The sequence below is a fragment of the Dickeya fangzhongdai genome, assembly GCF_002812485.1.
GTDB classification, from domain to species: domain Bacteria; phylum Pseudomonadota; class Gammaproteobacteria; order Enterobacterales; family Enterobacteriaceae; genus Dickeya; species Dickeya fangzhongdai.
In genome coordinates this window covers 875,468-888,427 of record NZ_CP025003.1, presented here as the reverse complement: position 1 = coordinate 888,427, position 12,960 = coordinate 875,468, and the positions used below count along the sequence as shown (strand labels likewise).

Genomic DNA, 12,960 nt, shown 5'->3' with positions numbered 1-12,960 from the left:
GCGCCGCCGCCGGCCGGAAAAAAGTCCCGCGTTGCGGCATGAAGTGATACTCTTGCAACCACAGGTCAAATGACGTCTTATCAAGCGGTAAACAGTACAACGATCCATAATGGAAAGAGTGATATGAGTAAAATTCGGGTTGGCGTGGTTTTTGGTGGTAAATCCTCTGAGCACGAAGTGTCACTGCAGTCCGCAAAAAACATTGTAGACGCCATTGATAAAACGCGGTTCGATGTGGTGTTGCTGGGCATCGACAAGCAAGGGGAATGGCACGTCAACGACGCCTCCAACTATCTGCTCAACGCCGATAACCCGGCGCTGATCGCCCTGAACCGCACCAGTCAGAACGTGGCGCTGATCCCGGGCCAAACCCACCATCAGTTGATCGACACCGCCAGCGCCAGCGCGCTGTCGCAGATTGACGTCATTTTCCCGATCGTTCACGGCACGCTGGGCGAAGACGGTTCGCTGCAAGGGCTGCTGCGCATGGCGAACATTCCGTTTGTCGGCAGCAGCGTGCTGGGATCCGCCGTCAGCATGGACAAAGACGTCACCAAACGGTTGTTGCGCGACGCCGGCCTGCTGGTGGCGCCGTTCGTCACCCTGACCCGCGCCAACCGCGCCCGCCATCCTTATGACGACGTTACCGAACAACTGGGGCTGCCGCTGTTCGTCAAACCGGCTAATCAGGGGTCGTCCGTCGGCGTGAGCAAGGTGCGCAATCAGGCGGAATTCGAGCGGGCGGTGGATCTGGCGTTCCGCTACGACCATAAAGTGCTGGTGGAATCGGCGATTGTCGGCCGTGAAATCGAATGCGCGGTGCTGGGCAACGACTATCCGAAAGCCAGCCTCTGCGGCGAAATCGTGCTGCACGACGAGTTCTACTCCTACGACACCAAATACATCAACGAAGATGGCGCGGCGGTAGCGATTCCGGCGGCGATGGACGACGAGGTGCACCAGCATATCCGCGATATCGCCCTGCGGGCTTTCCAGACTCTGGATTGTCAGGGTATGGCGCGGGTAGACGTGTTCCTGACGCCGGACCAGCAGGTCATCGTCAACGAGGTCAACACCCTGCCCGGTTTCACCAACATCAGCATGTATCCGAAACTGTGGGAAGCCAGCGGCCTCAACTACACCGACCTGATCACCCAGTTGATTGAACTGGCGCTGGAGCGCCACGCGCAGGATAGTAATCTGCAAAGCTCGGTGCGCGAGTGATGGATGCGCTCCGGTGCGCGCGCGGCGCATACCGGAGCGTATTACTCAAATGCGGCTGAGGGCCGCGAAGGTATCAACGGTCATGGACGGTTGGAAATCGATCACCTCGTAGTTGGCCACCGCCTGAAACGGATCCTGCTTTAGAAAATCCTCCAGCTCTTCCCGTTCGATGCTCTTGGCCAAAATCACCCCCCCGGTACGCGGATTTTTACGCCCGGACGCCACAAACACGCCTTGTTCATATCCCCGTTTCAGCCAGGTCACATGTCGTTCCAGCAAGTTTTCCACTTCATCCAGCGGCGCGTTGTATGTCAGATTGATGATATACATGGTTATTCTCTTCGTTATAAGTCGGCATTCGGCCAGCGTCCTTGCTGCAACACCACCCGATAACCGTCGGGATCACGGAAAGTTTTGCCCTGCCGCTCCCAGTAAGGATTAAATGACGCCACCACGCTGAACCCGGCCTGCACCATGCGATCGCAGGACGTCTGCCACCCTTCATGGTCGGAAACGTACAGCACCAGTAAATCGTCTTCCGTCGGCGCTGGCATGACCGGATGAGTATGACAAACGGTAAACTCAAGGTGCCAGGCCAGCCCCCGCCGACCCAGCATAACACCACTGAAGCCGCCGTGTTGCGCAAAGGAGCCTAATTTCTGCAACCCCAGCCCGTCACAGTACATCCGCTCGCTGCGCTGTAGGTCCGTTACCGGCCGCGCCACGCGTAATGTGGTCATGCGTTACTCCTTCTTATGGCTGAAAAGTCTTATGGTTGAAGAGTTTTATGGTTTAAGAGTCTTATGGTTGTTGATGCGCCAGTTGGAAAAGCATGCGCGTCTGGCGGGTTGTCGGGTGATCCGGCTGGAAACCGGCATACATCAGCCGCAGGCGATCCGGCTCTATCTGCGTCATGGCTATCGCCAGCGCAGGCCGTTTTTTCCCTATGACGACGATCCGCTTAGCGTTTATATGGAAAAAACGATCGCTGGCTGATCCTAAAAAACCGATTGCAGGACTTTGAATCAATGCTGTATATTTAGCCAGTATTTTTCATGGAGATGCAGCTAATGTACGTAGAGTTGGTTTACGATAAAAGAAACGTGAGCGGGTTACCCAACGCGGCGGAGCAGATTAAAAACGAACTCGCCAAACGCATTCATCGGGTATTTCCGGACGCGGAAATCAAAATAAAACCGATGCAAGCCAACGCCATTAATTCCAACGCCAGCAAACAGGATAAATCCACCATTAACCGGATTATCGAAGAGATGTTTAACGAAGCCGACGAATGGCTGACGCCGGAATAATGGCGGTCAGGCCGGTTTCCTGTTTCGCTCGCGGCACCGCTTCGCCGCCGCAAACGCCATCATGACCCGCTAACCGGATCGTTGCCGGGCGCGCCTGACCGGCATAACCGTTCCCGGCGGTTCGCAGGCTGCCAGCGGTCAGCGGACCAGCCAACGGCCACCACATTGTTATACCACCCCGCCACCTGACTGACAGGTTAATAGGCTGTATTTAAAAGCAAAAAAACCTATCACTGCCGTATATCGTCTGCTCTTCTTCCACAAATTCGTGAGCGGTATAACAGATACCAGTAAACATAATCGGCATAAGAAATTCCGCAATAGTCACCCGTTCAACTAACCACAACAATACGCGGGAACAAAGCAAACGCTGCTTTTATCCATCATCGGAGTTTCCAATGACTAACAATAACAAGTTAAGCACGGCGGAAAAAATCGGTTTCGGCATGGGAGACGCGGCCTGCGGCATCGTCTATTCCTCTGTGACCATGTTCCTGACCTATTTTTATACCGATATTTACGGCATTTCCGCGGCGGCGGTGGGCGTGATGTTTCTGGTAACCCGCGTACTGGACGCCGTCGTCGACCCAATGATCGGCCTGCTGGCTGACCGAACCCGCACCCGCTGGGGACATTTTCGCCCCTGGTTGATCTGGTTCGCGGTCCCGTACGCCGTCATTGCTGTACTGACCTACACCACGCCGGACCTGGCCGGCACCGGGAAACTGGTTTACGCCTACATCACCTACACCCTGTTGATGATGTTCTACACCTTTATCAACATTCCCTACTGTTCGCTGGGCGGGGTCATCACCACCGACGAAAAAGACCGGCTTTCCGCCCAGTCTTACCGCTTCACCATCTCTTCCGCCGCCGGGCTGCTGGTGTCGGTGGGAACCCTGTGGCTGGTGGACTGGATCGGCCGCGGCGATAAGCAGCTCGGCTATCAGGGCACCATGGCGGTGATGGGCGTATTGGCCGTCATCATGCTGATTTTCTGCTTTTTCACTACGCAGGAGCGAATCAATCCACAGGTGGATCAAGGGCAGAACGTCTGGGACGATGTGAAAAATCTGCTGAGCAACGACCAGTGGCGCATCGTCGCCGTCATTACCTTTTTCTCCAGTATGGCCGGCGTGATGCGCGGCGCCGCCACGCTGTACTACGCCACCTACCTGATGGTTGACCCGGCACATACTGGTGCCGTCGGCACCGCGATGAAAAGCGCGTTTATCACCACCAGCGTGGTCGGCACCATTATCGGCGCCATGCTGGCCGGTTATTTCGCCAAACGCTACCGCAGCCTCAGCCTGTTCAAAAACATCAACCTGCTGCTGGTCGCTACCGGTGTGGTGCTGTTTTTTGTGCCGCCCACCTGGCTTGCCGTAGTGTTTCCACTGTATTTCCTGGTCGGTTTCTTCCACCAGATGTATCAGCCGTTTAAGTGGAACATGATGGCGAACGCCGCCGACTACGGCGAATGGAAAACCGGCCGCCGCATCACCGGCCTGTCTTTCTCCGGCAATCTGTTCGCTCTCAAACTGGGAATGGCGGTCGCCGGGGCGCTGGTCGGGTTCGCTCTGGGCTGGTTCGGCTATGTGGCGGGTTCGCCCACCCAGACGTCGCTTGCCACCACCGGCATCATTGGCCTGCTGAGTATCGGCCCGTCGCTGTCCTACCTGATTCTGTACTGGCTAACGCGTTTCTATAAACTGGATGACAAGACTATGGAACAGATCCAGACCGACCTCGCACGCCGTCATGCCGCGCCGCAGCCGGCGCCAGAGCAGGACGACGGCGTCAATCCGCACCTGACCCCGCGCGGCGTGGCCTGACAGTTAAGGAGAAGAACAACGTGGAACCTTCACCGATGACATCCCCCTGGAACCCGGATCGGGGCGACGGCCGCTACCGTAACCCCATTCTGTTCGCCGACTATTCCGACCCCGATATCGTGCGGGTGGGCGACGACATTTATCTGGTGTCGTCCAGTTTTAATCACATGCCGGCGCTGCCGATCCTGCATTCGCGGGATCTGGTGAACTGGACGCTGATCAACCACGTGTTTGCGCGTTTCGACCTGCCGGGCTACGAACGGTTTCAACCGGGAAAAGGCGTCTGGGCGCCCAGCATCCGTTACCATGCCGGGAAATTCTGGGTGTTTTTCAGCACGCCGGACGAAGGGATCTTCATGTGTCAGACCGACGATCCACGCGGCGACTGGAGCGCGCCGCATTGCGTGAAGGCAGCCAAAGGCTGGATCGATCCCTGTCCATTCTGGGACGACGACGGCAGCGCCTGGCTGGTTCACGCCTTTGCCTTCAGCCGCAGCGGGCGCAAGCACCAGCTTCAACTGTGCCGGATGAGCAGCGACGGCCGTCAACTGCTGGATGAAGGCCGGATTATCGTCGACGGCACCGCCAGTCAGCCGACGCTGGAAGGCCCGAAACTCTACAAGCGCAATGGCTGGTACTACATTTTTGCCCCGGCCGGCGGCGTGCCCACCGGCTGGCAGACGGTGCTGCGCGCCGCATCGCTACAGGGGCCGTGGCAGGCGCGCGTGGCGCTGCATCAGGGGTCTTCCGCCGTTAACGGCCCTCATCAGGGCGGCTGGGTCGAGCTGGAAAACGGCGAGAGCTGGTTCGTGCATTTTCAGGATCGCCACGCTTACGGACGTGTGGTGCACCTGCAACCGATGCAATGGCAGGATGACTGGCCGCTGATCGGCGCGCCATCGGGCGACGGCGGCCCGGGCGAGCCGGTGGCGGAAGCGGCCATGCCCGCCGTCAGAGCAAACAACATCCGCGCCCAGCCGGCGACGTCTGACGATTTCACGGCCGACCGGCTCGGTTTGCAGTGGCAATGGCAGGCCAACCCCGATGCAGGCTGGTACGAACTGCGCCGACCTGGACTACGGCTGTGGTGCCAGCCGATGCCACAGCGTCATGGCGTGCCGTCCTGGTATGACGTTCCTAACCTGCTGATGCAGAAATTTCCGGCGGAGACCTTTACGGTCACCACCCGGCTACGGGCAACGCTGGAAAACGTGGGCGATCGCTGTGGGTTGATCGTCTACAGCGAGCGCTTCGCTTTTCTGGGGCTGGAAAAAACGGCGGACGGCGTAGCGCTGACAAACGGCTATGGCTGGATGACCGACGCACAGGAACTGCGCCAGTACGCCGGAGCGACATTGCCTTTTGAGGAAGCGCACACGCTTGAACTGCGGGTGACGGTGCTGCCGAACGCACGCTGCCAGTTCGCGTGGCGCACGCCTGACGGCGGTTTTACCCCGGTCGGGGAGCCTTTCGCCGCCGGGCCGGGGAAATGGGTGGGCGCCAAAATCGGGCTGTATGCGCTGTCGTTACCGGAACAGCACGGTCAGGGCCGCGCCGACGTCGATTTTTTCCACGTTACCCCCTGAACGCCAGTCGCGGCCCGCATCCGGGCCGCACCGGCAAACCGCCGGCTGTATTCAACCCACGGCAATGGTTGCATCCACGCGCAATGAGCGCATTCACCGGCAATGACCGCGGCGGCGGTCACGCAGAATCGCGGTCGTCGCATTAAACGATCGCCGCTAAATAGCGGCTCCACGCATAAGAAAAGGCGCAGCCTAGTAATACTCGATTTTGGTGGTATGCGTCAGAGTGGTGACCGTTTGCGCAGCGCCTTTGCCGTTCGAGACCAGCACCTGACACAAACGCGGATTGAAATGCTGGTCATACTGACAACTGGTGCGGGTCACGCTGACCTGTTCGTTGTTTTCCGTCACGATAACGGTGGCATCAAGCCGTTTTTGCGCCGGCGCATCGTTGCGCATCTCGACCTTAGTCACGTTGCCGTTTTCCGGCGAGACAAACGTCATGCTGACCGGGAAGCCGTCATCGTCGTAGCGATAGCTCGCCAGCGGCGTCGGCTTATCGCGGTAAACCACCTCAGCGATGGCGTGTTGGTCGTTCGAACGGTAGCTCAGGCGGCCATCGGTGGTTTTCGCCAGTTGGCAGTGATCCGTCAGTTGAAACAGCGCCTGACGATCGCTCTGCTCCACCAGCGTCTGCCCATCGCGCACTAGATCCAGGTCGAGATTCATCGACGGCTGATAGGTACGCAGCGCAGCGAGGCACCCTTCGGCATCAAATTCGCCCTCGACATAGGCCGTCACCTTGCCGGCCTCATCGGTCTGGGTTTGCGTAAAGCGTTTGACCTTTCCCCGCAGCGCATCAAAGCCAAAGATATTGGAAAGCCCGGCCAGTACCGGGTTCACCGGCTCTGCGGCCGGTTTCAGGTCACACCCGGCCAGTAATACCGAGCCCGCCAGCAGCGTGGCGCGTAGTTTCATAGTCCTTATCCTGGATACCTGTTGAATCGCGTCAGTTTACGCCAATTCCAAAAGAGAGGATAAAGATAACTATCCATCACAACCAAGGAGCAGGGAATGGGCAGTGACATACTGGCTATCGCCGCCATCGGCGGAGTACTGGCGCTCGGCGCCATGAGTCCGGGGCAAAGTTTCATTCTGGTCGCGCGGACCGCGCTGGCTTCATCCCGGCGCAATAGTCTCGCCGTCTCGCTGGGGATGGGCGTCGGCGCAGCCATCTTCGCGCTGGTGGCGTTGCTGGGCCTGCAATCGCTGCTGCTGGCGGTGCCCTGGTTATATCAGACGCTGAAAATCGCCGGCGGGATTTACCTGCTGTATCTGGCGTTTACCCTGTTTCGCGCCAGACCAGACCACGCCGCGCCAGCGCTGCACAGCGGCCACGAGCCGCCTCAGACGCACGCCTTTCGGCTGGGGCTGTTGACGCAACTCAGCAACCCGAATACGGCGCTGGTGTTCGGCGGGGTGTTCGCCGCGCTGCTCAGCCAGCACATTGCGGGCTGGATGTACGTGGCGTTGCCGTTGCTGGCGTTCGTGATCGATTTTCTGTGGTATGCGCTGGTGGCGTTGTTGCTGTCTTCCAGCGGGCCGCGCGGCGCCTATTTGCGGTTCAGAACGTTATTTGACCGCCTCAGCGGTACGGTGATGGCGGCGCTGGGCATCCGGTTGCTGCTGCAAAAATAGACCGGCGCCTCATGCCGTCGCCATCGCCGGCGACGGCATCATATAAACGGCAACGGTCTCCTGCCGCTGGCGGGAAGCCAGAAACACATGGCGCATTCCCAGCGAATGAAAACCGCATTTGAGCAATACCCGGCCGGACGCCACGTTCTGCGGCAAATGACAACCGTAGATTTTCTCAACATGCAGTTGGCTAAAGGCAAACTGGCATAGCGCCAGGCTGGCTTCGGTGCCGAATCCCCGTTGCCGGAAATCGGCGCCCAGCCAGTAACCGATCTCCGGCTGGTCGGTTTCCAGCGACACCAGCGAAATCGAGCCAATCAACTGCTGACTCTGCGATAAACAGATGGCGTAGGCCACCCCTTTACGCCGCTCCCAGTTGCTCTGCAAATCGGCAATCCAGTTGACCACCGTTTCACGCGGGCAGGGATAGGGAATCAGCATGGTCATAGCGGAAATATCGGGCGCGCTGTTCAGCAAGGTGCAGACATCAGTGACGTCCTGCGCCTGCAGCGGCCGCAATTGCAGATGTTCAGTGGTCAGGGTAGGTTGCCGCATCAGATTCTCCTCATCAGTCATGTCCACGGGCGCTCTGTTAGGTGGCATCATGGCGGAGAATGGTTCCGGACCGGCGACGCTTGCGCCGGCCCCACATGCAAAGGATGATAGCCTGTCGTCCTCGTTGGTCGACAACCCTCAGGAATACAGGCTGTTCGCTGCCTGCTCGCTTTCCTCACGGGAGAATCCCCCGTAAGTCATGGCGGAGATAAACGCGGCACGGTCGGTCGTGGGGTAAACCTTTTCATGCAGCACCAGCCGGCCAACTTCTTCCGCAGTTAACTGTGGAAACTGCTCATGAATACCACCTACGACATCCCAACTGGCGTACCCCAACATGCGGATGATCCCCGCGATCTCCTGCGGTGAGGTTTCATCCTGGTAAGTCGAGTGAATCACATCGGCTATCAGTTTCGAGGTCAGCACATTGACTTTGGACACATCGCTATAACGGCTGCCCAGAGATTGAACAATATGATTGATGGCTTCTTCCGGTCCATAGCCTCTTTCACGGATTCTGGCTAATACCGATACCATTTTGTCTCTCAGATCGATAAACATAGTGCTGTTCCTTCGTCAAAGTCGATAATCAACCCGAAGAGCGCGAAGGCTATCCCTGAAGTATGAACAGATTTCCTTAATGGTCGCGTCTGGGATTTTTCTGCCGGCCTGACGCTGACGCCCGCATCAGGAGGTGTCCGGCGCTTTATTTCAGCATAGGCGCAGATGCCTATCCTTCCACTGGCATTTCCCGCTTTGCGGGCGAATGCCGGATTTTTAATCGGACAGCGCCACGCCCTTGTCAGACTGTACGATAATAGGTGATATAGTCTGATTTTATTAACGATACATTAACACCGCTGTTTATCGCCAGCGTCATCTTCCCTCGCAGGGATGTGAACGGCCGGGCAAAGGATCCGCCGCAACGTATCCGGTTGGGAACTGCACAGCATGTCCCTAAACTGCTATTATTGCCGGCCTGTGGCGCGCCGCCTGCTCGCCATATACATATTGAAACAACTCAGCGGGCTATAATCGGTCAAAAAAACTCGCCGGGCAGCGATAATAGCCGCCACACAGGGACATCGTTCAGCAACAAAGAAGGTTAAGTCATGATCACCACCGACGGTAATAACGCGGTCGCTTCGGTCGCCTGGCGAACCAATGAAGTTATCGCTATCTACCCCATTACCCCCAGCTCCACCATGGCCGAACAAGCGGCCGCCTGGTCGAGCGACGAACGCAAGAATATCTGGGGAGATACCCCTCGGGTGGTTGAAATGCAATCCGAAGCGGGCGCCATCGCCACCGTGCACGGCGCATTGCAGACCGGCGCGCTGTCCACGACCTTTACTTCCTCGCAGGGCCTGCTGCTGATGATCCCGACGCTGTACAAGTTGGCCGGTCAGTTGACGCCGTTTGTACTGCACGTCGCCGCCCGTACCGTGGCGACCCACGCGTTATCCATTTTCTGCGACCATTCGGACGTGATGGCGGTGCGTCAGACCGGCTGCGCCATGCTGTGCGCCAGCAACGTGCAGGAAGCGCAGGACTTCGCGCTGATTTCCCAGATGGCGAGCCTCAACAGCCGCCTGCCGTTTATTCATTTCTTTGACGGCTTTCGCACCTCGCACGAAATCAACAAGATCGAGCCGCTGAGCGACGCGCAATTGCGCACCCTGCTGCCGCAGGCGGCGATTGATGCACACCGTGAGCGGGCGCTTACTCCTGAGCGTCCGGTGATTCGCGGCACCGCCTCCAACCCGGATACCTTCTTCCAGGCGCGCGAAGCCACCAACCCGTGGTACAACGCGGCATTCGGTCATGTGGAACAGGCGATGAACGACTTCGCCCGCGAAACCGGCCGTCAGTACCGGCCGTTCGAGTATTACGGCCATCCCGACGCCACCCGCGTTATCGTGATGATGGGCTCCGGCGTCGGCACCTGCGAAGAGGTGATCGACACCCTGCTGACGCGCGGCGAGAAAGTCGGCGTGGTGAAGGTTCGGCTGTACCGGCCGTTCTGTGCGCAGCATCTGCTGGCGGCGATTCCGCAAAGCGCGCAGTCCATCGCGGTACTGGACCGCACCAAAGAACCCGGCGCCCAGGCTGAACCGCTGTATCTGGACGTAATGACCGCGCTGGCGGAGGCGTTCTCGCGAGGTGAGCGCCCACTTATGCCGAAGGTGATCGGCGGCCGTTACGGTCTGTCTTCGAAAGAATTCACCCCGCAGTGCGTCGAGGCGACGTATAAAGAGTTAGCGCTTACTAACCCCAGACCGCGTTTTACCGTCGGTATTTATGACGATATCACCCACCTGTCGTTGCCGCTGTCCGAGCAGCCGATGCCGACGCAGGCGTCGCTGGAAGCGCTGTTCTACGGGCTGGGCAGCGACGGCACCGTGTCCGCCGCCAAAAACTCGATCAAAATCGTCGGTAATTCGACCCCGCTGTTCGTGCAGGGCTATTTCGTTTACGACTCCAAAAAAGCCGGTAGCCTGACGGTTTCCCACATGCGCGTCGGCCCGCACCCGATTCATTCCGCCTACCTGATTGAACAGGCGGATTTCGTGGCCTGCCACCAGTGGCAGTTCATCGACAAATACAGCATGGTGGAGCGCCTGAAACCGGGCGGCATCTTCCTGATCAACACGCCTTACAGCGCCGACGACCTGTGGCACCGGCTGCCGCAGGAAGTACAGGCCGGTCTGAACCAGCGTCAGGCGCGGGTGTTCTGCATCAATGCGGCGAAAATCGCCCGCGAATGTCAGTTGGGCGCGCGCATCAACACCGTGATGCAGATGGCGTTCTTCCACCTGACGCAAATCCTGCCGGGCGGCGACGCGCTCGACAAACTGCGCGCCGCCATCGCCAGCAGCTACGGCAGCAAAGGCCAGGAACTGGTGGAACGCAACTGGCGCGCGCTGGACGCGACGCTGGCCGCGCTGGAAGCGCTGGCGCTGGAGCCGGTGAATCCGGACAGCCCGTGCCGCCCGCCGGTGGTCTCCGACGCCGCGCCCGATTTCGTCAAAACCGTCACCGCCGCGATGCTGGCCGGTCTGGGCGACAGCCTGCCGGTGTCCGCCCTGCCACCGGACGGCACCTGGCCGGTCGGCACCACCCAGTGGGAAAAGCGCAACATCGCCGAAGAGATTCCGTTGTGGAAACCGGATCTGTGTACCCAGTGCAACCACTGCGTGGCCGCCTGCCCGCACTCCGCTATCCGCGCCAAGGTAGTGCCCGCCGACGCGATGGCCGACGCCCCAGCGTCGCTGCAGTCGCTGGACGTGAAAGCCCGCGACATGCGCGGTCAGAAGTATGTGCTGCAGGTCGCGCCGGAAGATTGCACCGGCTGTAATCTGTGCGTGGAAGTGTGCCCGGCCAAAGATCGCCAGAATCCGGAAATCAAGGCCATCAACATGGAATCGCGTCTGGACCATGTGGCGACCGAGAAAACCCATTACGATTTCTTCCTCAAACTGCCGGAAATCGACCGCAGCAAACTGGAGCGCATCGATATCCGTACCTCGCAGTTGATTACGCCGCTGTTCGAGTACTCCGGCGCCTGTTCCGGCTGCGGCGAAACCCCGTACATAAAGCTGCTGACCCAGCTGTACGGCGATCGTCTGCTGGTGGCCAACGCCACCGGCTGTTCCTCGATTTACGGCGGCAACCTGCCGACAACGCCCTGGACCACCGATGCCAACGGCCGCGGGCCGGCATGGGCCAACTCGCTGTTTGAAGACAACGCCGAGTTCGGGCTGGGCTTCCGCCTGAGCGTCGACCAGCATCGCCAGCGCGCCCTGCGCCTGCTGGATCAGCTCAAGCCGCAATTGCCTGCCGATGTGGTGGCCGACCTGCTGGAAGAATCCGTTGCTGCCGATACGCGCCGCGAACAGATTGCCCGCCTGCGTCAGTCACTCAGCGCCATCGACAGCGCCGACGCTCGTCAACTGATAGAGGAAGCCGATCATCTGGTGGATAAATCCATCTGGCTGATTGGCGGCGACGGCTGGGCCTACGATATCGGCTACGGTGGTCTTGACCACGTGATGAGCCTGTCGGAAAACGTTAACGTGCTGGTGCTCGACACCCAGTGCTATTCCAACACCGGCGGCCAGCAATCCAAAGCCACCCCGCTCGGCGCCGTCACCAAGTTTGGCGAGAATGGCAAACGCAAGGCGCGTAAAGACCTCGGCATCAACGTGATGATGTACGGCCACGTCTACGTGGCGCAGATATCGCTGGGCGCCCAGCTTAACCAGACGGTGAAGGCGATTCAGGAAGCGGAAGCCTGGCCGGGTCCGTCGCTGATCATCGCCTACAGCCCTTGCGAAGAGCATGGCTACGATCTGGCGTTCAGCCACGACCAGATGCGCCAGTTGACCGCTACCGGCTTCTGGCCGCTGTACCGCTTCGACCCGCGCCGCACGGCGGAAGGCAAACCGGCGCTGGTGACGGATTCCCGTCCGCCGTCAGCCAGCCTGAGCGAAACTCTGCTCAACGAGCAACGATTCCGCCGGCTCAATAGCCAGCAGCCGGAGGCCGCCGCCCTGTTGTATGAAGAAGCCGAGGCGGATCTGCGCCGCCGCTATGACTTCCTCAGCCTGCTGGCGGGCAAGGCAGAGAAAAACGCCCAGGAATAATGCCGTTTAGTCGGATCACACAGGGAGCGGGAAACCGCTCCCTGATTCTTTCTGGCACACGTCGGCCACACGGTTCGTTCCCTTTATTGGTCGCCTTATTTCCCCGCACCGAAGCTTATAATGTAATGGATTGTACATCTGGTTTTCCTGCCGCCCTTCTGCACAT

At 59.2% G+C, this 12,960-nt stretch carries 13 protein-coding genes; 7 read left to right on the top strand and 6 right to left on the bottom strand.

Features of this window, described 5'->3' with window-relative positions:
• The first annotated feature begins 123 nt into the window (after positions 1-123).
• The gene (ddlA, locus tag CVE23_RS04180; protein WP_038917909.1) at positions 124-1,224 is read left to right on the top strand and encodes a D-alanine--D-alanine ligase; all 1,101 of its coding nucleotides are present in this window, start codon (positions 124-126) and stop codon (positions 1,222-1,224) included.
• Between the two features lie 45 nt (positions 1,225-1,269).
• Here ddlA and CVE23_RS04175 read toward each other — a convergent pair whose 3' ends face one another.
• Both CVE23_RS04175 and CVE23_RS04170 read right to left on the bottom strand, forming a co-directional pair.
• Entirely contained in the window at positions 1,270-1,554 is a 285-nt protein-coding gene (locus CVE23_RS04175; protein ID WP_100848962.1) for a YciI family protein, read from the bottom strand.
• Between the two features lie 14 nt (positions 1,555-1,568).
• Entirely contained in the window at positions 1,569-1,964 is a 396-nt protein-coding gene (locus CVE23_RS04170; RefSeq protein ID WP_038917908.1) for a VOC family protein, read from the bottom strand.
• Between CVE23_RS04170 and CVE23_RS04165 the strand changes: the two genes are divergently transcribed.
• Both CVE23_RS04165 and CVE23_RS04160 read left to right on the top strand, forming a co-directional pair.
• Positions 1,963-2,220 carry a GNAT family N-acetyltransferase gene (locus CVE23_RS04165; protein ID WP_373287795.1) on the top strand — a complete coding sequence of 86 codons (258 nt, stop codon included), beginning with the start codon at positions 1,963-1,965 and terminating at the stop codon, positions 2,218-2,220. The genes CVE23_RS04170 and CVE23_RS04165 overlap by 2 nt on opposite strands.
• 74 nt (positions 2,221-2,294) lie before the next feature.
• Entirely contained in the window at positions 2,295-2,534 is a 240-nt protein-coding gene (locus CVE23_RS04160) for a DinI family protein (RefSeq protein ID WP_013316433.1), read from the top strand.
• On the opposite strand, the gene CVE23_RS04155 is transcribed toward CVE23_RS04160, so the two are convergent.
• On the bottom strand, positions 2,500-2,700 hold the full coding sequence (locus CVE23_RS04155; RefSeq protein WP_100848961.1) for a hypothetical protein: 201 nt from the start codon (positions 2,698-2,700) through the stop codon (positions 2,500-2,502). The genes CVE23_RS04160 and CVE23_RS04155 overlap by 35 nt on opposite strands.
• Positions 2,701-2,932: 232 nt before the next feature.
• Here CVE23_RS04155 and CVE23_RS04150 point away from each other — a divergent pair, with 232 nt between their 5' ends.
• Both CVE23_RS04150 and CVE23_RS04145 read left to right on the top strand, forming a co-directional pair.
• The gene (locus CVE23_RS04150; protein WP_100848960.1) at positions 2,933-4,369 is read left to right on the top strand and encodes a glycoside-pentoside-hexuronide (GPH):cation symporter; all 1,437 of its coding nucleotides are present in this window, start codon (positions 2,933-2,935) and stop codon (positions 4,367-4,369) included.
• Between the two features lie 35 nt (positions 4,370-4,404).
• Positions 4,405-5,955, top strand: coding sequence for a glycoside hydrolase family 43 protein (locus CVE23_RS04145; protein ID WP_100848959.1), 1,551 nt, complete (start codon positions 4,405-4,407; stop codon positions 5,953-5,955).
• Between the two features lie 192 nt (positions 5,956-6,147).
• On the opposite strand, the gene CVE23_RS04140 is transcribed toward CVE23_RS04145, so the two are convergent.
• On the bottom strand, positions 6,148-6,873 hold the full coding sequence (locus CVE23_RS04140) for a YnfC family lipoprotein (RefSeq protein WP_038917905.1): 726 nt from the start codon (positions 6,871-6,873) through the stop codon (positions 6,148-6,150).
• A gap of 96 nt (positions 6,874-6,969) precedes the next feature.
• Between CVE23_RS04140 and CVE23_RS04135 the strand changes: the two genes are divergently transcribed.
• Positions 6,970-7,593, top strand: a complete 624-nt coding sequence (locus CVE23_RS04135; protein WP_038917903.1) for a LysE family translocator — start codon at positions 6,970-6,972, stop codon at positions 7,591-7,593.
• Between the two features lie 9 nt (positions 7,594-7,602).
• On the opposite strand, the gene CVE23_RS04130 is transcribed toward CVE23_RS04135, so the two are convergent.
• Both CVE23_RS04130 and CVE23_RS04125 read right to left on the bottom strand, forming a co-directional pair.
• A complete protein-coding gene (locus CVE23_RS04130; RefSeq protein ID WP_038917902.1) occupies positions 7,603-8,148 on the bottom strand; it encodes a GNAT family N-acetyltransferase in 546 nt (181 codons plus the stop codon).
• A gap of 138 nt (positions 8,149-8,286) precedes the next feature.
• Positions 8,287-8,709 (bottom strand): hypothetical protein, encoded by a 423-nt coding sequence (locus CVE23_RS04125; RefSeq protein ID WP_038917900.1) that lies wholly within the window; start codon positions 8,707-8,709, stop codon positions 8,287-8,289.
• A gap of 551 nt (positions 8,710-9,260) precedes the next feature.
• Here CVE23_RS04125 and nifJ point away from each other — a divergent pair.
• A complete protein-coding gene (nifJ, locus tag CVE23_RS04120) occupies positions 9,261-12,794 on the top strand; it encodes a pyruvate:ferredoxin (flavodoxin) oxidoreductase (protein ID WP_100848958.1) in 3,534 nt (1,177 codons plus the stop codon).
• Positions 12,795-12,960: the final 166 nt, after the last annotated feature.

Coding starts and splice junctions, on each gene's coding strand:
- CVE23_RS04145 (WP_100848959.1), top strand. CDS start 4,405: ATGACATCCCCCTGGAACCCGGATCGGGGCGACGGCCGCTACCGTAAC.
- CVE23_RS04165 (WP_373287795.1), top strand. CDS start 1,963: ATGCGTTACTCCTTCTTATGGCTGAAAAGTCTTATGGTTGAAGAGTTT.
- CVE23_RS04160 (WP_013316433.1), top strand. CDS start 2,295: ATGTACGTAGAGTTGGTTTACGATAAAAGAAACGTGAGCGGGTTACCC.
- CVE23_RS04170 (WP_038917908.1), bottom strand. CDS start 1,964: ATGACCACATTACGCGTGGCGCGGCCGGTAACGGACCTACAGCGCAGC.
- CVE23_RS04175 (WP_100848962.1), bottom strand. CDS start 1,554: ATGTATATCATCAATCTGACATACAACGCGCCGCTGGATGAAGTGGAA.
- ddlA (WP_038917909.1), top strand. CDS start 124: ATGAGTAAAATTCGGGTTGGCGTGGTTTTTGGTGGTAAATCCTCTGAG.
- CVE23_RS04125 (WP_038917900.1), bottom strand. CDS start 8,709: ATGTTTATCGATCTGAGAGACAAAATGGTATCGGTATTAGCCAGAATC.
- CVE23_RS04140 (WP_038917905.1), bottom strand. CDS start 6,873: ATGAAACTACGCGCCACGCTGCTGGCGGGCTCGGTATTACTGGCCGGG.
- CVE23_RS04155 (WP_100848961.1), bottom strand. CDS start 2,700: ATGTGGTGGCCGTTGGCTGGTCCGCTGACCGCTGGCAGCCTGCGAACC.
- CVE23_RS04130 (WP_038917902.1), bottom strand. CDS start 8,148: ATGCGGCAACCTACCCTGACCACTGAACATCTGCAATTGCGGCCGCTG.
- CVE23_RS04150 (WP_100848960.1), top strand. CDS start 2,933: ATGACTAACAATAACAAGTTAAGCACGGCGGAAAAAATCGGTTTCGGC.
- nifJ (WP_100848958.1), top strand. CDS start 9,261: ATGATCACCACCGACGGTAATAACGCGGTCGCTTCGGTCGCCTGGCGA.
- CVE23_RS04135 (WP_038917903.1), top strand. CDS start 6,970: ATGGGCAGTGACATACTGGCTATCGCCGCCATCGGCGGAGTACTGGCG.